We start from the raw sequence: 18,803 nt of genomic DNA, 5'->3' as shown, positions 1-18,803 counted from the left end.
GGGGGAGTCCCCATCCCCCCAAGTGAAACTTCGGGCCCAACAAGGAGAGCAGGGAACCCAGATGGCGGAGCTCACGATCCGGCCGGAGGAGATCCGGGACGCGCTGGAGAACTTCGTCCAGGCGTACAAGCCGGACGCGGCCTCGCGCGAGGAGGTCGGTACGGTCACCTTCGCCGGTGACGGCATCGCGAAGGTCGAGGGCCTGCCCTCGACCATGGCCAACGAGCTGCTGAAGTTCGAGGACGGCACCCTCGGCCTCGCCCTCAACCTCGAGGAGCGCGAGATCGGTGCCATCGTCCTCGGCGAGTTCAGCGGCGTCGAGGAGGGCCAGCCGGTGCAGCGCACCGGTGAGATCCTGTCCGTCGCCGTCGGCGAGGGCTACCTCGGCCGCGTGGTGGACCCGCTCGGCAACCCGATCGACGGCCTCGGCGAGATCGAGACCGAGGGCCGCCGCGCCCTCGAACTGCAGGCCCCCACGGTCATGCAGCGCAAGTCGGTGCACGAGCCGATGGAGACCGGCTACAAGGCCGTCGACGCCATGACCCCGATCGGCCGCGGCCAGCGCCAGCTGATCATCGGCGACCGCCAGACCGGCAAGACCGCCCTGGCCGTCGACACGATCATCAACCAGCGCGACAACTGGCGCTCGGGCGACCCGAACAAGCAGGTCCGCTGCATCTACGTCGCCATCGGCCAGAAGGGCTCCACCATCGCCGGCGTGCGCCGCGCGCTGGAGGAGAACGGCGCCCTGGAGTACACGACCATCGTCGCCGCCCCGGCGTCCGACCCGGCCGGCTTCAAGTACCTCGCGCCGTACACCGGCTCCGCCATCGGCCAGCACTGGATGTACCAGGGCAAGCACGTCCTGATCGTCTTCGACGACCTGTCGAAGCAGGCCGACGCCTACCGCGCCGTCTCCCTGCTGCTGCGCCGCCCGCCGGGCCGCGAGGCCTACCCGGGTGACGTCTTCTACCTGCACTCCCGTCTGCTGGAGCGCTGCGCGAAGCTCTCCGACGACATGGGTGCCGGCTCGATGACGGGTCTGCCGATCGTCGAGACCAAGGCCAACGACGTCTCGGCGTTCATCCCGACCAACGTCATCTCCATCACCGACGGCCAGTGCTTCCTGGAGTCGGACCTGTTCAACGCCGGTCAGCGCCCCGCGCTGAACGTCGGTATCTCCGTCTCCCGAGTCGGTGGTTCCGCGCAGCACAAGGCGATGAAGCAGGTCTCGGGCCGGCTGCGCGTGGACCTCGCCCAGTTCCGTGAGCTGGAGGCGTTCGCCGCCTTCGGTTCCGACCTGGACGCGGCCTCCAAGGCCCAGCTGGAGCGCGGTCAGCGCATGGTCGAGCTGCTGAAGCAGGACCAGTACCAGCCGATGGCCACCGAGGACCAGGTCGTCTCCGTGTGGGCCGGCACCACCGGCAAGATGGACGACGTCCCGGTCGCCGACATCCGCCGCTTCGAGCGGGAGATGCTGGAGTACCTGCACCGCAAGGAGCAGGGCCTCATGACCTCCATCCGGGAGGGCGGCAAGATGTCCGACGACACCCTCCAGGCCGTCGCGGACGCGATCGCGGAGTTCAAGAAGCAGTTCGAGACCTCGGACGGCAAGCTGCTCGGCGAGGAAACCCCGGCTGCCGCCGCCAAGTGACGTAAGGAAGGGACCTGACTCATGGGAGCCCAGCTCCGGGTCTACAAGCGTCGCATCCGATCCGTCACCGCGACCAAGAAGATCACGAAGGCGATGGAGATGATCGCCGCCTCGCGCGTCGTCAAGGCGCAGCGCAAGGTGGCGGCCTCCACGCCGTACGCGACCGAGCTCACCCGCGCGGTCTCGGCGGTCGCCACCGGTTCCAACACCCGGCACCCGCTGACCACGGAGGCGGAGAACCCGACCCGCGCCGCGGTCCTGCTCCTGACGAGCGACCGCGGTCTGGCCGGCGCCTTCAACGCCAACGCCATCAAGACGGCGGAGCAGCTGACCGAGCGGCTCGAGCGCGAGGGCAAGCAGGTCGACACGTACATCGTCGGCCGGCGCGGTGTGGCCCACTACAACTTCCGTGAGCGCAAGGTCACGGAGTCGTTCACGGGCTTCACCGACGAGCCGTCGTACGCGGACGCCAAGAAGGTCGCGGCGCCGCTGATCGAGGCGATCGGGACGGAGGCGGCGGACGGCGGCGTGGACGAGATCCACATCGTCTACACCGAGTTCGTGTCGATGATGACGCAGACGGCGGTCGAGGCCCGGCTGCTGCCGCTGAGCCTCGACGAGGTCGCGCAGGAGGAGCGGTCCAAGGACGAGATCCTCCCGCTCTACGACTTCGAGCCCTCGGCGGAGGACGTCCTGGACGCCCTGCTGCCGCGCTACGTGGAGAGCCGCATCTACAACGCGCTGCTCCAGTCGGCCGCTTCGAAGCACGCCGCCACCCGGCGCGCGATGAAGTCGGCCACCGACAACGCCGGAGAGCTCATCGAGACGCTCACCCGGCTTGCCAACCAGGCCCGCCAGGCCGAAATCACCCAGGAAATCAGCGAGATCGTCGGTGGCGCCAGCGCTCTCGCCGACGCGACCGCGGGGAGTGACCGATAAATGACCACCACTGTTGAGACCGCGACGGCTACGGGCCGCGTCGCCCGGGTCATCGGCCCGGTCGTCGACGTGGAGTTCCCCGTCGACGCGATCCCGGACATCTACCAGGCCCTCCACGTCGAGGTCGCCGACCCGGCGAAGGCGGGCGAGAAGAAGACGCTGACCCTGGAGGTCGCCCAGCACCTGGGTGACGGCCTGGTCCGCGCCATCTCCATGCAGCCCACCGACGGCCTGGTCCGCCAGGCCCCGGTCGTCAACACCGGCGCCCCGATCTCCGTGCCGGTCGGCGACTTCACCAAGGGCAAGGTGTTCAACACCATCGGTGAGGTGCTCAACGTCGACGAGAGCTACGACGGCGAGCGCTGGCCGATCCACCGCAAGGCGCCGAACTTCGACCAGCTCGAGTCCAAGACCGAGATGTTCGAGACCGGCATCAAGGTCATCGACCTGCTGACCCCGTACGTCAAGGGCGGCAAGATCGGCCTGTTCGGTGGCGCCGGCGTCGGCAAGACCGTGCTGATCCAGGAGATGATCTACCGCGTCGCCAACAACCACGACGGTGTGTCGGTGTTCGCGGGCGTCGGTGAGCGCACCCGTGAGGGCAACGACCTCATCGACGAGATGAGCGAGTCGGGCGTCATCGACAAGACCGCGCTGGTCTTCGGCCAGATGGACGAGCCGCCGGGCACCCGTCTGCGCGTGGCGCTGGCCGGCCTGACGATGGCGGAGTACTTCCGCGACGTCCAGAAGCAGGACGTGCTGTTCTTCATCGACAACATCTTCCGCTTCACCCAGGCCGGTTCCGAGGTGTCGACCCTGCTCGGCCGTATGCCCTCCGCGGTGGGCTACCAGCCGAACCTGGCCGACGAGATGGGCATCCTCCAGGAGCGCATCACCTCGACCCGCGGTCACTCGATCACCTCCATGCAGGCGATCTACGTCCCCGCCGACGACCTGACCGACCCGGCCCCGGCCACCACCTTCGCCCACCTCGACGCGACGACGGTTCTGTCCCGTCCGATCTCCGAGAAGGGCATCTACCCGGCCGTGGACCCGCTGGACTCCACGTCCCGCATCCTGGACCCGCGCTACATCTCGCAGGACCACTACAACGCGGCCATGCGCGTGAAGAACATCCTGCAGAAGTACAAGGACCTCCAGGACATCATCGCGATCCTCGGTATCGACGAGCTCGGCGAGGAGGACAAGCTCGTCGTCCACCGTGCCCGTCGCGTGGAGCGCTTCCTGTCCCAGAACACCCACGTCGCCAAGCAGTTCACCGGCGTCGACGGGTCGGACGTGCCGCTGGACGAGTCGATCGCCGCGTTCAACGCGATCTGCGACGGCGAGTACGACCACTTCCCGGAGCAGGCGTTCTTCATGTGCGGCGGTATCGAGGACCTGAAGAAGAACGCGAAGGAGCTGGGCGTCTCCTGAGCCCGTGCTCACGGTGAGGGGGCGGGGTTCGTCCCGCCCCCTCCTCCACGCCCACTAGACTTGTAACCAACACCCGGCACTCCCGCCGGGTGGTGACCCGAGGAGCCACCCTTGGCTGCTGAGCTGCACGTCGAGCTGGTCGCCGCCGACCGCCAGGTCTGGTCCGGCGAGGCCACCCTGGTCGTCGCGCGCACCACCTCCGGCGACATCGGCGTCATGCCCGGTCACCAGCCGCTGCTCGGTGTGCTGGAGTCGGGCCCGGTGACCATCCGTACGAGTGATGGCGGGACGGTCGTCGCCGCGGTGCACGGCGGTTTCATCTCGTTCGCGGACGACAAGCTGTCGCTGCTGGCGGAGATCGCCGAGCTGGCGGACGAGATCGACGTCCAGCGCGCGGAGCAGGAGCTGGAGCGCGCGAAGGCGGAGGACGACGTGGCGGCCCAGCGCCGTGCGGACGTCCGACTGCGTGCGGCGACGGCGGCGCGCTGACCCTGCGCGCCGTATGGTGATGTGCCTCAGCCGCGGCCGGCACCGGAGTGATCCGGAGCCGGTCGCGGCTGAGGCAGATCTGGATGTTTTTTCCGTTCCGTTACCTAGGAGACGAGGAGGTCGGTGCCGATGGTCCTCGCTCTGACTGCGTGCGGAATCGTGGTGGCCCTCGTGGTGCTGGGGCTGTTCGTCTTCGGTCTGCGGCGTCGGCTGATCCAGCGTTCCGGAGGCACCTTCGACTGCTCCCTGCGCTGGGACGCCCCCGAGGAGGGCGACGCCGGCGGCAAGGGCTGGGCCTACGGGGTGGCCCGCTACAACGGTGACCGCATCGAGTGGTTCCGGGTCTTCTCCTACTCGCCCCGCCCGCGCCGCGCCCTGGAGCGCTCCGCGATCGAGGTGGCCGGCCGTCGCGTCCCCGACGGGGAGGAGGAGCTGGCGCTGCTCTCCGACTCGGTGGTCCTGGCCTGCCTGCACCGCGGGACCCGGCTGGAGCTGGCGATGAGCGAGGACGCGCTGACCGGTTTCCTGGCGTGGCTGGAGGCGGCGCCGCCCGGACAGCGGGTGAACGTGGCGTGATCGCGACGGCGCTCCCCCGGACGGGGTCCGGGGGAGCGCCGGCGTCGTACGGCGGTTACCTCAGTCCGCTGTCGATCGCGCTCACGAGTTCGCCGTTCGCGGTGTCGCCGCTGAACTCCCAGAAGAACGCGCCGCCCAGGCCCTGGTTCTTGGCCCAGGTCATCTTGGTGCCGATGGTCGCCGGGGTGTCGTACGACCACCAGTTGCTGCCGCAGTGCGCGTACGCCGTGCCGCCGACGGTGCCGGTGGCCGGGCAGGCGGTCCTGAGGACCTTGTAGTCCTCGATGCCCGCCTCGTAGGTGCCGCTCGCCGGGCCGGTGGCGGTGCCGCCGGGGGCGGACTGGGTGACGCCGGTCCAGCCGCGGCCGTAGAAGCCGATGCCGAGCAGCAGCTTGCTCGCCGGAACGCCCTTGGCCCGGAGCTTGGCGATGGCGGCGGCGGAGGTGAAGCCCTCCTTCGGGATGCCGGTGTACGAGGTGAGCGGCGAGTGCGGGGCGGTCGGGCCGGTCTTGTCCCAGGCGCCGAAGTAGTCGTACGTCATCACGTTGTACCAGTCGAGGTACTGCGCGGCGCCGCCGTAGTCGGCCGCGTCGATCTTGCCGCCGTCGGTGGCGTCCGCGGTGATGGCGGCGGTGACCAGGTAGTCGGGGCCGAACTCGGCGCGCAGGGCCCGGGAGAGGTCCCGGAAGGCCGCGGGCCCGCTGGTGTCGCAGGTCAGGCCGCAGGCGTTCGGGTACTCCCAGTCGATGTCGATGCCGTCGAAGACGTCGGCCCAGCGCGGGTCCTCCACGACCGCCTTGCAGGAGGCGGCGAAGGCGGACGGGTCGGCCGCGGCCTGGGCGAAGCCGCCGGAGTAGGTCCAGCCGCCGAAGGAGTACAGCACCTTGATGTGCGGGTACTTCGCCTTCAGCTGGCGCAGCTGGTTGAAGTTGCCGCGCAGCGGCTGGTCCCAGGTGTCGGCGGTGCCGCTGACGGACTGGTCGGCGGTGTAGGCCTTCTCGTAGGCGGCGTAGGTGTCGTCGACGACGCACCTGCCGTCCTTGACGTTGCCGAAGGCGTAGTTGATGTGGGTGATCTTCGACGCGGAACCGGAGGTCACCAGGTTCTTGACGTGGTAGTTGCGGCCGTGGACGCCCCACTCGGCGAAGTAGCCGAGCTTGACCTTGTCACCGGTGGGCGGCTCCCCGGTGCCGCCCGTGGTGCGCACCTTCACCGCGCCGCCGGCCGGGCCGGTCTGGTCGGCGGTGTCGCGGGCCCGGACGGAGTACGAGTAGTCGGTGCCGGCGCTCAGGCCGGTGTCCGTGTACGAGGTGGCCGTCACCGTCGCGACCCTGGCGCCGTCGCGCAGGACGTCGTAGTTCTTGACGCCCTTGTCGTCGGTGGCGGCCGACCAGGTCAACTTGACCGAGGTGTCGGTGACGCCGGAGGCGGTGGGGGTGCCGGGCGCGGAGGGCGGGGCGTCACCGGGGACGGAGGCGCCGTCGCAGCCGCCGCCGTTGAGCTTGCAGCCGGTGGGGGAGCCGGTGCCGCTGCCGTTGAAGCCGAAGGAGACCGAGGCGCCGGGGGCGAGGGTGCCGTTCCAGGACTTGTTCCGGGCGGTCCAGTGGGTGCCGGAGCCGGTGACGTCGGCGTCCCAGGCGGAGGTGACGGACGTGCCGGCGGGGAAGTCCCACTCGACGGTCCAGGAGGTGAGGGTGGTGGTGCCGGTGTTCTTCACCGTCCACTTGCCTTCGAAGCCGGAGCCCCAGTCCTGGGTCTTGGCGTAGGTGGCGGTCGCGGAGGTGGCCGCCTGGGCGGGGCCGGCCAGGCCGATCAGGCCGGCGAAGGGGAGCAGCAGGGTCGCGAACCCCGCCGCGGCTCTGTGTCTGAAGCGCATGCTGCGCCTCCTCGTGGGGTTGTCGGGGCGTGACTGAGCCATCAGGCCCGCAGTGCGGCGAGAATAGAAAGGTCTGGACCATAGGTCAATAGGTCTGGACCACTGCTCGGTGCCGTCCTAGATCCCCCACTCCTGCGCCAGAACGGCCGCTTGCACCCGGCTGCGCAGCCCCAGCTTCCCCAGCAACCGGCTGACGTGCGTCTTCACGGTCGCCTCGGCCATGTCGAGCCGGACCGCGATGTCCGCGTTGGACAGACCCTCGCCGAGACAGGACAGCACCTCGCGTTCGCGCCGGGTGAGGGTGTCCAGGACCGCGGGGTCGGCCGTGGTCCGCCGGGCGGACCGCGCGGCGAACTCGGCGATCAGGCGCCGGGTGACCGCCGGGGCGACGACGCCCTCGCCGCGCGCCACCGTGCGGACGGCGTCGACGAGATCCTTCGCCTCCGTGTTCTTCAGCAGGAACCCGGCGGCGCCCGCGCGCAGCGCCCCGAAGACGTACTCGTCGAGGTCGAAGGTGGTGAGCACCAGGACGTCGGCCAGGCCCTCGGCGACCACCTGCCGGGTCGCCGACACCCCGTCCAGGCGCGGCATCTGAACGTCCATCAGCACCAGGTCCGGCCGCAGTGCGCGGGCCAGCGCCACCGCCTGCTCGCCGTCCGCCGCCTCGCCGACCACCTCGACGTCGGGCGCGCTGCGCAGGATGAGGACGAGACCGGCGCGGACGGCGGACTGGTCCTCGGCGACCAGGACGCGGATCATGCGCTTGCTCCTTCGGCTTCGATGAGGGGCAGAACAGCCCGTACGGCCCAGACCCTGCCGTCGGGCGAAACCTCCGGGCCCGCCGCGAAACTGCCGCGCAGCAGCGCGACCCGCTCCCGCATGCCGACCAGCCCGGCGCCGGAGCCCGGCGCGCGCGGGCCGTCCCGGTCCTCGCCGTACGGGCTGGTCACGGTGATGTGCAGCGCGCCGTCCCGCCGGCCGAGCACGACCGTGACCTGCCCGGGCGCCGCGTGCTTGAGGGCGTTGGTCAAGGACTCCTGCACGATGCGGTACGCCGCCAGCTCCACCGGCGCGGGCAGCCCCTCGCCGGGGTCGGCCTCCAGGACGACGTCGAGCCCGTTGGCGCGGGCACCGTCGACGAGCGCGCCTAGGCCGTCCAGGGTGGGCGCGGCGACGGGCTCGACGTCACCGCTGGAGTCCCGCAGGATCCCGATCAGCCGCCGCATCTCGGCCAGCCCCTCGACGCTGTTCTCCCGGATGACCCCGAGGGCCTGCCGGGTGGTGGCCGGGTCGTCGAGGGAGAGCGCGGCCGTGGAGTGGATGGCGATCGCCGACAGGTGGTTGGCGACCATGTCGTGCAGTTCGCGGGCCATCCGGGCGCGCTCGGCGGTGACCGCCTGGGCGCGGTCCAGCTCGGCGAGCAGCGCGGTCTGCTCGGCGCGCAGCCGCGCGGCCTCGGCGGCGTCGCGGTGGTTGCGGACGATCAGGCCGGTGGAGGCGGGCGTGAACGTCATGATGGCGACGGCCGCGCCGATCAGCAGCGCCTCGGGCACCCGCCACGCCGCGAACGACGCCACCGTGGCGACCACCGACAGCAGTCCGGTGATCCAGGGGAGGCGGCGGGCCGAGGCCGGGGTGCCGTACAGGACGGCCGCGTACATCACGTCGGTGTACATCACCAGCGTGACCAGGTTGCCCTGGGTGACGGTGTCCAGGACCAGCGTGGCGGTGGCGGTCAGCAGCGCGGCGCGCGGGGCGGCCCGCCGCGCCAGCTCGCAGCAGGCCATCACCGCCAGCGGCACCAGGACCGGCCAGGCGCCGGGAAGGAGCACGATCGGCTCGTCCCCGGGCCGGGTGGCCAGACCGAAGCCCCACAGCAGCAGCCCGCCGAGCAGTCCGGCCAGCGCGGCGTACGCGTCGAAGCGGTGCGGGCGGGGGAGTCGCGGAGCGGCCATGGTCCCATCCAACACGGCGCCGGACGCGCACGCCTGATCCCCGGGAACGGTCCGCGGCTGCATCGTTCGATGTACCGCGAGTTCGTCACCGCCGACGACGAACGGCGCCGCTTCCGCCGGGACCCTGGAGGGGTGACCGAAGGGAGCACGTCGTGATCGTCGCGTTGATCATCGCCTGCGAGGTCGGCTTCTGGGTGCTGCTCGCGCTCGGCCTCGCCGTCCGCTACCTGCTGAACTGGCGCCGTACGAGCGTGGTGCTGCTGCTGTGCGAGCCGGTCCTGGAGCTGGTGCTGTTCGCGGCGACGGCCGTCGACCTGAGGAACGGCGCCGAACCGGGCTGGGAGCACGGCCTCGCGGCGCTGTACATCGGCTACACGGTGGCCTACGGCCACTACACGATCCGCTGGCTGGACGGCCACGCCGCGCACCGCCTGGGCGGGGCGCCGAAACCGGCCGGCGCGCCCCGCTACGGCATGGCCCGCGCCCGCCACGAGGCCCGGCTGTGGCTGCGCACGCTGCTCGCCGCGGCCGTCGCCTGCGGCCTGCTCCAGGGCGCGGTCTGGTACGTCGGCGACGAGGGCGACATCTCCTCGCTGCGCGCCTTCCAGTGGACGGCGCTGCGGGCCGCCGGCATCCACGGACTGGTCGCGCTGGCCTACTTCGTCTGGCCGAAGAAGGCCCCCGCCGGGGCGGGCGAGGAGAGCGGACCGGCGCTCACCAAGGAGGGAGTCCGGTGATGCGCGAGGCGTCCCGGACCCTGCTGGAGAGGGCCGCCGCCTTCGCCGCCGGGCCGGCGCTGCGGCTGTTCGCCGGCGACGTGGAGGTGCCGGTCGTCGCCCCCACCGAGGTGGGCGTGGTGCTGATGTGCGTCGGCGGGGCGCCGGCGGCGGCCGGCCCGTGCCGGCGGGTGCGGGGCCGCGCCTAGCGCTCGCCGCCCGGCACCCACAGCACGTCCCCGACGTCCTTGTTGGCCGTGCGCGCGAGGATGAACAGCAGGTCGGACAGGCGGTTGAGGTAGGTCGCGGTGAGCGGGTTCATCGTCTCGCCGTGCACCTCCAGCGCCGCCCAGGTCGAGCGCTCCGCCCGGCGCACGACCGTGCAGGCCTGGTGGAGGAGGGCCGCGCCCGGCGTGCCGCCCGGGAGGATGAAGGAGCGCAGCTTCTCCAGCCGCTCGTTGAAGCGGTCGCAGTCCGCCTCCAGCCGGTCGACGTAGAACTGCTCGACCCTGAGCGGCGGGTACTCGGGGTTCTCCACGACCGGCGTGGACAGGTCCGCGCCCACGTCGAACAGGTCGTTCTGCACGCGGGTGAGGACCTCGACGACCTCCTGGTCGAGGCCGCCCAGCGCGATCGCCGTGCCGATCACCGCGTTGGCCTCGTTGGCGTCGGCGTACGCGGCGATGCGCAGGTCGGTCTTGGCGACCCGGCTCATGTCGCCGAGGGCGGTGGTGCCCTGGTCGCCGGTCCTCGTGTAGATGCGCGTCAGATTGACCATGCGCCCAGCCTAGTTACGCTCCGGGGCCGCGGAACACGCGTGTGCCCACCGTCACGGACAGCGCCGCGAGACCGACGGCCACCAGGACGCCGTACAGCATGGCGGGCGTCGTGTAGGAGCCGACGTAGGCGTCCCGGACCGCGTCCACCAGATAGCGGAACGGCATGAGGCGGGACAGCGCGTCCAGCCAGGCGGGGCCCAGGGTCATCGGGAGCATCAGGCCGGACAGCAGCATCGACGGCATGGTCAGCGCGTTGACGGTCGGGCCGAACCCCTGCGGGGTGCTGAGCCGCATGGCCAGCGCGTACGACAGCGAGGCGAGCGAGACGGTGAGCAGGGCGACGAACCCGAAGCCGATCAGGACGCCGGGCAGCGGTGCCCGCAGCCCCATCGCGACGGCCGCCAGCACCAGCAGCACCGCCTGGAAGACGAACACGGTGGCATCGCGCAGCACCCGGCCCAGCAGCAGGGCCAGACGGCTCACGGGCGTGACCCGCATGCGCTCGACCACCCCGTGCCCCTTCTCGATGATGATCGAGAAGCCCGCGAACGACGCCCCGAACAGCCCCAGCTGCAGCAGCAGGCCGGGGACGAGGACCTGCCAGGAGCTGCCCTCCGCGCCGAGCGGCAGGTCCGTCAGGAGCGGACCGAAGAAGAGCAGGTACAGCAGCGGCATCAGCACGCCGAAGAGCAGCGCGAAGCGGGAGCGCAGGGACTGGCGCAGGTAGCGGCCGTAGACGAGCGCGGTGTCGGACAACAGCATCAGGGATCCTCACACGGTTGCGGGGGCGGTGTCGGCGGGGGAGGCGCTGCGGCCGGTGACGGCGAGGAAGGTGTCCTGGAGGGTCGCGTCGACGGAGCCCGCGTACCGGAGCTTCAGCGCGCTCGGGGTGCCCTCGGCCGCCACCACGCCCCGGTCGACGATCACCAGGCGGTCGGCGAGGGCGTCGGCCTCGTCGAGGTAGTGGGTGGTCAGGAAGACGGTCGTGCCGTGCGCGTCGCGCAGCCGGCGGACCAGGTCCCACAGGGCGGCGCGGCTGCCGGGGTCCAGACCGGTCGTCGGTTCGTCGAGGAAGAGGATCCGGGGGCGGTGGGTGAGCGCCATCGCGATGTCCAGGCGGCGCCGCTGGCCGCCGGAGAGCGCGGCGCACTTGCGGTCGAGGAGGCCGGCGAGGTCCAGGTCGTGGGCCAGCTCCTCGGCGCGCTCGCTCGCCCGGGCCCTGGTCAGGCGGTACAGGCGCCCCTGGGTGACCAGTTCCTCCCGCACGGTGATCTGCGGGTCCACCCCGCCGGACTGCGCCACGTACCCGCAGGCCCCGCGCACCCCCGCGGGGTCGGTCGCCAGGTCGTGCCCGGCGACCGTGGCCGTGCCGCCGGTGGGGGCGAGCAGGGTGGTGAGCATCCGGAGGGTGGTGGTCTTGCCGGCGCCGTTGGGGCCGAGGAAGCCGAGGATCTCCCCCTCGCGGACGGTCAGGTCGATGCCGCGCACCGCCTCGACCGGTCCGTGCTTGGTGGCGAAGGTGCGGGCCAGGCCGGCCGTGCTGATGATTGCCATGGCCCAAGAAAAACAGATCCACTGCAATTTTGCAATGGCCCCAAATTTTAGGAGGCACCAAGGAAGTTAGGATGGGGGCATGGCCGAGGGACTCAGGGAACGGAAGAAGCGGCAGACCCGGCAGTACATCTCCGATGTCGCCACGGGCCTGTTCCTCGAGCGCGGCTTCGAGGCGGTGACCGTGGCGGAGATCGCCGAGGCCGCGAACGTCTCCGTGAACACCGTGTACAACTACTTCCCGGCCAAGGAGGACCTGTTCCTCGACCGCTCCAAGGGCGTCGTCGACCAGCTCTCGCGCTGGGTGCGCGGGCGGCGCGACGGGGAGTCGGCCGCCGGGGCCGTCCTGCGCGAGCTGCGCGAGGAGGTCGAGTCCGTCTCGCCCCGCGCCGGCCTGTTCGCCGGATACGCGCAGTTCATGAAGGTCGTCGACGAGTCGTCCGCGCTGCGGTCCCGGCTGTGGGCGATCGGCCAGGAGGTGCTCGACGACCTGGAGCGGACCCTGCGCGAGGAGACCGGCGCCCCGGACGACGACCCCGTGCCCTCCCTGATGGCCGGTCAGATCGGCTGGCTGCACAGCACGGTGCGGGCCGCCGTCGGCCGGGGCATGCTCGCGGGCGGGGAGCCGAACGAGGTCTCCCGCGAGGTGCTCCTGCTGCTGGACGAGATGGAGGGACTGTTGAGCGAGAAAGTGCTCAACTACGCCGTCCGGGGTGCGGAGTGAGCCGTGCCGGTGTGATGTCCGTCATGTGAGACGTGACGCGCGTTACTTACCGGTCACACGGGCTCTTCCGGGCGCTAGTGTCCGCCCGAGAGGCAGTGACCGCGGCCTCGCATTCCCGCCGTACCGGACACCGCCGGACCCGCCCCGCGGGCGCCGGCGGGGATGTGACGCCAGGTCCCAAGGACAGCGCGTATCAGGGGAGTCGCACAGTGGCACGGAAGCTCGCCGTCATCGGAGCCGGCCTGATGGGTTCCGGCATCGCCCAGGTCTCCGCGCAGGCGGGCTGGGACGTCGTCCTGCGCGACGTCACCGACGAGGCCCTCCGGCGCGGCACCGACGCCATCAAGGCCTCGTACGACAAGTTCGTCGCCAAGGGCAGGCTGGAGGCGCACGACGCCGACGCCGCCCTCGCCCGCATCACCGCGACCACCGACCTGGACGCCGCCGCCGACGCGGACGTCGTCGTCGAGGCCGTCTTCGAGAAGCTCGAGGTCAAGCACGAGATCTTCCGCACGCTCGACAAGCTCGTGCGCGAGGACACCGTGCTCGCCTCCAACACCTCCGCCATCCCGATCACCAAGATCGCGGCCGTGACGGAGCGCCCGGAGCGCGTCGTCGGCACCCACTTCTTCTCGCCGGTCCCGATGATGCAGCTGTGCGAGCTGGTGCGCGGGTACAAGACCAGCGACGAGACGCTCGCCAGGGCGCGCGCGTTCGCCGAGTCGGTCGGCAAGACCTGCATCGTCGTCAACCGGGACGTCGCCGGCTTCGTGACCACCCGGCTGATCTGCGCGCTCGTCGTCGAGGCCGCCAAGCTGTACGAGTCGGGCGTGGCGAGCGCCGAGGACATCGACCTCGCCTGCCGGCTGGGCTTCGGTCACGCCATGGGCCCGCTGGCCACCGCCGACCTCACGGGCGTCGACATCCTGCTGCACGCCACCGACAACATCTACACCGAGTCCCAGGACGAGAAGTTCGCCCCGCCGGAGCTGATGCGCCGGATGGTGGACGCCGGTGACATCGGGCGCAAGAGCGGGCAGGGCTTCTACACCCACTGACCGCGCGTCAGCCCCCGGAAACGTCACACGCCGGGGTGAATTCGGTATCGGTTCGCTTACGTACGGCAACCTCCGGCCGTTCGAAGCAGTCAGAGGTTGCATCACTGGACAGCAACAAAACGCCACGGCGCGACAGCGGAACGCCACGGCGCGACAGCAGAACGCCACAGTGCGTCAGCGCGCGTCACGGCGCATCGGTGGAACGCCGCGGCACGTCAGCAGGACACCACGACGCGAGGCACGAGACGCACGCACGGGGAGCGCATATGCACATCAGGGGCGACCACGCCGAGCTGGTCGTCGGGGGCCGCCTCGACGTTCGCAGCGCGGCGGACGCCCGCACGGTCCTGCACTCGGCCGTCGACGACGGAGTCGGCGACCTGGTGCTCGACCTGTCAGAGCTGGACTCCTGGGACGCCACCGGACTCGGGGTGATCATGGGTGCCCACCGGCGGGCCGGCCGCTGCGGCCGGCGGCTCGTGCTGCGCGGCGTACCGCCGCAGATGCAGCGCCTGCTGGTGGCCACCCGGCTGTACCGGATCCTGGCCATCGAAGGCGGCCTCGGGGTGGAGACGCTGCCCAGGGTGTGACCCCCCGGGCTCTCGCGACGGGTGTGGCCCGGCGTACCGGGGGGACCCGGACACCCCTCGGCGAAACGTACGACGCGCCCAATCCTCACGAGACTGTGACGTCTCGGACGGCGCGGCACCCCGGGCTGTCGGGGATACTGAGCGAAGGTTTAGGGTTCGGCTGCCCGCTGCCATGCGACCCTCTAGCGGGCCCGGACCAGAAGCGACAGCGCGGTGTGCGGCAAGGCCGGGAGGGGCTGGAAGAGCACAGGACGCTTTTGGGGGGCTTGGACCTATGGACCCGAACACCCGCGGACCCGAGGAGTACGGCCACGCCGGTGGAGGCGCCTCCCGGTCGAGCGAACGCGAGACCGGGGGAGGCCACGCGCCGCGCCAGCGCCCGCCCAGGGAATCCCTCACCTCCGACTTCGGACAGCACGCGCCCGCGCTCGCCCGCACGGTGCAGCTCGTCTCCGGCGACTTCCTGCTCACCGTCAACCCCGTGGACGGCAGCGAGATCGAGGTCTGCCCGCCCGGGGAGCGGCCCGGCCGCCCCGAGAAGCTCACCGCGGCCGAGCGCGCCGGGACCGAGCGCGCCGCGCGGCCGCCCGTCCCGCCCGGCCCCGCGCAGCCCGCGCTGCCGCTGCTGGCCCGCCAGGACGAACGCGAACAGCTGGTACGGCTGCTCGCCCGCGGCCGCTCCGTGCGCCTCACCGGCCCCGCCGGCTCCGGCCGCACCAGCCTCCTCGACGTCGTCGCCGAGGACTGCGCCGACCTCGCCCCCGACGGCGTCGTCCGCCTGAACGGCTTCCGCCGCACCGCCGACGACCTGCTCCACGACCTCTTCCACGCCGTCCACCGCGCCCCCCGGTACCGCCCGGACCGGGACGAACTGCTCGCCCACGTCCGGGAGATCGGCGCGGTCGTCGTCCTCGACGACATCGAATTCGGCGGCGCCGCGCTGGACGACCTGCTGGACGCCACCCCCGAGTGCGCCTTCCTGATCGCCGCCACCCCGGACGTGCCGGCCCCCTCCGCCGACTCGGCCGTGGAGGAGGTCGTCCTCGGCGGCCTGGACCGCGCGGACAGCCTGGAACTCCTCGAACGCGCCGCCGGCCGCGCCCTCACCGAGGAGGAGGCCACCTGGGCCGGGGACCTCTGGTTCGAGTCCGAGGGCCTGCCGCTGCGCTTCGTCCAGGCCGGTGCCCTGCTGCGCCAGCGCGACCGGCTGCGGGCCGGCGCCGAGGCCGTCGACGAGTTCGGCGTCTTCGCGGACGCGCCGCCCGCGGACACCCCCCGCGACGCCGGCGAGGACGAGGACGTCCCCCTGCCGTCGCTCGGCGAGGCCGCCGCGCCCGCGCCGCTGCTCGCCTCCCGGCTGAGCGCCGCGGCCCGCGCCACCCTGCGGTTCGCCGTCGCGCTCGGCGGCGAGGTGCCGCACCAGGCGCACCTGCCCGCCCTGGCCGGCGACACCCACGCGGACGCCGCCCTCGGCGAGCTGGCCGGCTGCGGCCTGGTCTCCCCGGTGGGCGCCCGCTACCGGCTGGCCGCCGGGGTGCTGACCCAGCTGGAGGCCGCCGGATACGCCGACGACGTCCAGGCCGACGCCCTCGCCGTCGCCCGGCACTACGCCTGGTGGGCCGGGCACCCCTCGGTCACCCCGGAACGCGTGTGCGCCGAGGCCGACGCGGTGCTCGCCGCCCTCGCCGTGCTGACGCCGGCGACCGCGCCGGCCGAGGAGGACGAGGAGGGCGGGGACCGCCCCGCCGTCCGGCTGGCCCGTACGGCGGCGCCCGCGTTCGCCGCCGGGCTGCACTGGAGCGCCTGGGAACGGGCGCTGCGCTCGGGCACCGAGGCCGCCCGGCTCGCCGGGGACGTCGCCGAACAGGCCTACTTCCACCACGAGCTCGGCGTCCTCGCGCTGTGCGGCGGACAGCTGGACCGGGCCCGCGCCGAGCTGGAGGCCTCCATCGGCCTGCGCGGCGCGCTCGCCGACAAGCGCGGCACCGTCGCCGGCCGCCGTGCCCTCGCCCTGGTCGCCGACCGCTCGGGGACCGCGCCCGGCCTCGGCGCCGTCGCGGGCGCGTTCGGGGCGACCGCGGGGGAGGAGGCGCCCGAGGCGCGGCACGACGAGTCCGCCTCGCCGCCGGGCGGGGCGCCCGCCGCGTTCCCGCCGCTGCAGCGGCCCGCCGACGTCCCGGCCCCGGTCGCCCACCGCGCCCCGTCCGCCGGGCCGTCCCGCAAGGCCGGCGGCGGCATCAAGGGCTTCGCCCGGCGCAACCTCGTGGCCTCCGGCGCGGGCGCGCTGCTCGTCGCCGTGCTCGGCACGGTGGTGACCCTCGGCGCCACGTCCGACAACGACGCCAACCGCCCGTCCGACGAGGTCGGGGTCAACCCCTCCGCCAGTCGGGGCGTCGAGGACGGCAGCCTGGGCGCCGACGTGCCGCAGGACGACGGCGGCGGCTCCGGCGACACCGGCGCGGCGACGAGCCGGCCGGTCGGCCCCGGCCCGGACGGCACCTTCGGCACCACCGACGACCCGACGCCGACCGGCACGGGCTCGTCCCGGCCGTCGGACGACCCCAGCGGCAGCGAGGGGCCGTCGACGTCGCCGCCGCCGTCGAAGTCGCCGACGTCCAGGCCGCCCACGACCGCGAAGCCGCCCGTCCCGTCCAAGCCGTCGTCGCCCGGGCCGTCCACCTCCGCGCCGTCGTCGCCGGAACCGTCCGCCTCCGAGCCGTCGACGCCCGCGCCGCAGCCGTCCTCGCCGTCCACCTCGAACTCGGCCAGCGGCCCGGTCACGTCGAGCGCCCCCGTCGAGACGAGCACCTCGGCGAGCGCCCCGGGGAGCGGCGGGACGGGCGGCCCCAGCGGCACGGGCACGGTGATCTGAGGCATCGCGCCGACGCACGAGGGCCGGGTCCGCACGCCGGACCCGGCCCTCGTCGTCGTACGGCCGCCCCGGGCGACCGCGCCGCCGGTTCAGAACAACCGCAGCTTGTCGTCCTCGATGCCGCGCAGCGCGTCGTAGTCCAGCACCTGACAGCCGATGCCCCGGTCGGTGGCGAGGACCCGCGCCTGGGGCTTGATCTCCTGGGCGGCGAAGATGCCGCGCACCGGGGCGAGCCGGGGATCGCGGTTCAGCAGCTCCAGGTAGCGGGTGAGCTGTTCCACGCCGTCGATCTCGCCGCGCCGCTTGATCTCGACGGCGACGGTCTGGCCCGCGGCGTCCCGGCACAGGATGTCGACCGGCCCGATGGCCGTCGGGTACTCGCGGCGGATGAGGGTGTAGCCCTCGCCGAGGGTCTCGATGCGGTCGGCGAGCAGTTCCTGGAGGTGGGCCTCCACACCGTCCTTGATCAGGCCGGGGTCCACGCCCAGTTCGTGCGTGGAGTCGTGGAGGATCTCCTCCATCGTGATGATGAGCTTCTCACCCGCCTTGTTGACGACGGTCCACACCCCCGCGGCGCCGTCGGAGCCACCGGCCTCCTCCTTCAGCGTGCAGGGCGGCGACATCCAGTTCAGGGGCTTGTAGGCCCGGTCGTCGGCGTGGATGGAGACGCTGCCGTCCGCCTTGACCAGGATCAGGCGGGGGGCCGGGGGAAGGTGGGCGGTGAGCCGCCCGACGTAGTCCACGGAGCAGCGGGCAATGACGAGACGCATGGTCGGCAACGCTACTCGACGGGCCCCGGTGAGCGCGATTCGCCCTCCCGGCACCCGCCGCCGCCCGGTCCCGGGAGGCCGGGCGGACCACCGCGGCCACCCTGGTGGAGGCGCGCCGGACCGCCCCTCTTGTGCCGGAAGGACCTCGTTCGCGCCGTGGCCGATTGTGTGCCCAACGACCTTTGCGCATCCGGGCATTTGCCTGGTGCGGCCACCGCCCGTTGCTTACGGTATTGAACGGGAGGGCGCGGAATGTTTACACAGCGTGTTCTGCATCGCGGGCTTCCCTTACTGTCAGGCAGCCCCTGCTGGTCGGGGGTGCGAGAGGAGAACCCATGTCGCTCGACGTCTCACCGGCCCTGCTCGAACAGGCCGAGCGAGGCGAGGTCGACGAAGCCGACTTCGTCGACTGCGTCCGGACCTCCCTGCCCTACGCGTGGGAGATGATCAGTTCTCTGGTGGCACAGCTGAAGGTGGACGGCGGCCAGTTCGCCGACAACCAGACGCCCCCGCCGGACGAGCAGGCACGTGGTCAGCTGCTGCGTGCGCTCGCGAGCGACGCGATACGCGGCGCGCTGCAGAGACACTTCGGTGTGCGGCTGGCCTTCCAGAACTGCCACCGGGTGGCGGTGTTCCCGCTCGACTCCTCGGTCGACGAGACGCTGGCGCGTTTCACCTCGGTACGCAGCCAGTTGCTGAACCAGTCGCCGGAGCTCCGGGACTGCTGACGCGGTCGGCCCTCGGGTCGCCGTCCCGTACACGGGGGCGCGGTTCGTACCGGTGCGGCAGGTCTTCCGTGGGGGACACCGTGGTTCCC

Annotated in this window: 19 protein-coding genes; 12 read left to right on the top strand and 7 right to left on the bottom strand. The window is 72.2% G+C overall.

Annotated features, from left to right (window positions below):
* The first annotated feature begins 61 nt into the window (after window positions 1-61).
* From atpA to ABD363_RS15165, 5 genes are all read left to right on the top strand, one after another.
* On the top strand, window positions 62-1,654 hold the full coding sequence (gene atpA, locus ABD363_RS15185) for a F0F1 ATP synthase subunit alpha (RefSeq protein ID WP_344603591.1): 1,593 nt from the start codon (window positions 62-64) through the stop codon (window positions 1,652-1,654).
* A gap of 21 nt (window positions 1,655-1,675) precedes the next feature.
* Window positions 1,676-2,593 (top strand): F0F1 ATP synthase subunit gamma, encoded by a 918-nt coding sequence (locus tag ABD363_RS15180; protein ID WP_344603589.1) that lies wholly within the window; start codon window positions 1,676-1,678, stop codon window positions 2,591-2,593.
* Window positions 2,594-4,030 (top strand): F0F1 ATP synthase subunit beta, encoded by a 1,437-nt coding sequence (atpD, locus tag ABD363_RS15175; RefSeq protein ID WP_344603587.1) that lies wholly within the window; start codon window positions 2,594-2,596, stop codon window positions 4,028-4,030.
* A 111-nt stretch (window positions 4,031-4,141) separates the two neighbouring features.
* Window positions 4,142-4,519, top strand: a complete 378-nt coding sequence (locus ABD363_RS15170; RefSeq protein WP_344603585.1) for a F0F1 ATP synthase subunit epsilon — start codon at window positions 4,142-4,144, stop codon at window positions 4,517-4,519.
* Between the two features lie 129 nt (window positions 4,520-4,648).
* The gene (locus ABD363_RS15165; protein WP_344603583.1) at window positions 4,649-5,095 is read left to right on the top strand and encodes a DUF2550 domain-containing protein; all 447 of its coding nucleotides are present in this window, start codon (window positions 4,649-4,651) and stop codon (window positions 5,093-5,095) included.
* A 55-nt stretch (window positions 5,096-5,150) separates the two neighbouring features.
* On the opposite strand, the gene ABD363_RS15160 is transcribed toward ABD363_RS15165, so the two are convergent.
* From ABD363_RS15160 to ABD363_RS15150, 3 genes are all read right to left on the bottom strand, one after another.
* Complete coding sequence (locus tag ABD363_RS15160; RefSeq protein WP_344603581.1) at window positions 5,151-6,971, bottom strand: glycosyl hydrolase family 18 protein; 1,821 nt, start codon at window positions 6,969-6,971, stop codon at window positions 5,151-5,153.
* Between the two features lie 117 nt (window positions 6,972-7,088).
* The gene (locus ABD363_RS15155) at window positions 7,089-7,730 is read right to left on the bottom strand and encodes a response regulator (RefSeq protein WP_344603579.1); all 642 of its coding nucleotides are present in this window, start codon (window positions 7,728-7,730) and stop codon (window positions 7,089-7,091) included.
* Complete coding sequence (locus ABD363_RS15150) at window positions 7,727-8,926, bottom strand: sensor histidine kinase (protein ID WP_344603577.1); 1,200 nt, start codon at window positions 8,924-8,926, stop codon at window positions 7,727-7,729. The genes ABD363_RS15155 and ABD363_RS15150 overlap by 4 nt, the downstream gene beginning before the upstream one ends.
* A gap of 152 nt (window positions 8,927-9,078) precedes the next feature.
* On the opposite strand from ABD363_RS15150, the gene ABD363_RS15145 reads away from it, so the two are divergent.
* The gene (locus ABD363_RS15145; protein WP_344603575.1) at window positions 9,079-9,663 is read left to right on the top strand and encodes a hypothetical protein; all 585 of its coding nucleotides are present in this window, start codon (window positions 9,079-9,081) and stop codon (window positions 9,661-9,663) included.
* The gene (locus tag ABD363_RS15140; protein ID WP_344603573.1) at window positions 9,663-9,851 is read left to right on the top strand and encodes a DUF5708 family protein; all 189 of its coding nucleotides are present in this window, start codon (window positions 9,663-9,665) and stop codon (window positions 9,849-9,851) included. Before ABD363_RS15145 ends, ABD363_RS15140 begins: the two co-directional genes overlap by 1 nt.
* Here ABD363_RS15140 and ABD363_RS15135 read toward each other — a convergent pair.
* Genes ABD363_RS15135 through ABD363_RS15125 form a run of 3 tightly spaced genes read right to left on the bottom strand, consistent with a single transcriptional unit; the run spans window position 9,848 to window position 11,975 of the window.
* The gene (locus ABD363_RS15135; protein ID WP_344603571.1) at window positions 9,848-10,420 is read right to left on the bottom strand and encodes a cob(I)yrinic acid a,c-diamide adenosyltransferase; all 573 of its coding nucleotides are present in this window, start codon (window positions 10,418-10,420) and stop codon (window positions 9,848-9,850) included. The genes ABD363_RS15140 and ABD363_RS15135 overlap by 4 nt on opposite strands.
* Before the next feature lie 13 nt (window positions 10,421-10,433).
* Window positions 10,434-11,183 (bottom strand): ABC transporter permease, encoded by a 750-nt coding sequence (locus tag ABD363_RS15130; protein ID WP_344603569.1) that lies wholly within the window; start codon window positions 11,181-11,183, stop codon window positions 10,434-10,436.
* Window positions 11,184-11,192: 9 nt separating this feature from the next.
* Entirely contained in the window at window positions 11,193-11,975 is a 783-nt protein-coding gene (locus ABD363_RS15125) for an ABC transporter ATP-binding protein (RefSeq protein ID WP_344603567.1), read from the bottom strand.
* Between the two features lie 79 nt (window positions 11,976-12,054).
* Between ABD363_RS15125 and ABD363_RS15120 the strand changes: the two genes are divergently transcribed.
* The 4 genes from ABD363_RS15120 to ABD363_RS15105 all read left to right on the top strand — a co-directional run bounded on the left by ABD363_RS15120 (window position 12,055) and on the right by ABD363_RS15105 (window position 17,216).
* On the top strand, window positions 12,055-12,696 hold the full coding sequence (locus ABD363_RS15120) for a TetR/AcrR family transcriptional regulator (RefSeq protein ID WP_344603565.1): 642 nt from the start codon (window positions 12,055-12,057) through the stop codon (window positions 12,694-12,696).
* Between the two features lie 209 nt (window positions 12,697-12,905).
* A complete protein-coding gene (locus tag ABD363_RS15115) occupies window positions 12,906-13,754 on the top strand; it encodes a 3-hydroxyacyl-CoA dehydrogenase family protein (protein ID WP_344603563.1) in 849 nt (282 codons plus the stop codon).
* 266 nt (window positions 13,755-14,020) lie between these two features.
* Window positions 14,021-14,344, top strand: a complete 324-nt coding sequence (locus ABD363_RS15110) for an STAS domain-containing protein (protein ID WP_344603561.1) — start codon at window positions 14,021-14,023, stop codon at window positions 14,342-14,344.
* Between the two features lie 274 nt (window positions 14,345-14,618).
* A complete protein-coding gene (locus tag ABD363_RS15105) occupies window positions 14,619-17,216 on the top strand; it encodes an ATP-binding protein (protein WP_344603559.1) in 2,598 nt (865 codons plus the stop codon).
* An 89-nt stretch (window positions 17,217-17,305) separates the two neighbouring features.
* On the opposite strand, the gene nucS is transcribed toward ABD363_RS15105, so the two are convergent.
* Window positions 17,306-17,986, bottom strand: coding sequence for an endonuclease NucS (gene nucS, locus ABD363_RS15100; protein ID WP_344603557.1), 681 nt, complete (start codon window positions 17,984-17,986; stop codon window positions 17,306-17,308).
* Between the two features lie 335 nt (window positions 17,987-18,321).
* On the opposite strand from nucS, the gene ABD363_RS15095 reads away from it, so the two are divergent.
* Entirely contained in the window at window positions 18,322-18,714 is a 393-nt protein-coding gene (locus ABD363_RS15095; RefSeq protein WP_265566588.1) for an SCO5389 family protein, read from the top strand.
* Window positions 18,715-18,803 lie beyond the last annotated feature (89 nt).

The sequence above is a fragment of the Streptomyces glaucus genome (genome assembly GCF_039533365.1).
Lineage (GTDB): Bacteria > Actinomycetota > Actinomycetes > Streptomycetales > Streptomycetaceae > Streptomyces > Streptomyces glaucus.
Note: the sequence above shows the minus strand (reverse complement) of the source record. Positions and strands in the feature narration are given on the sequence as shown.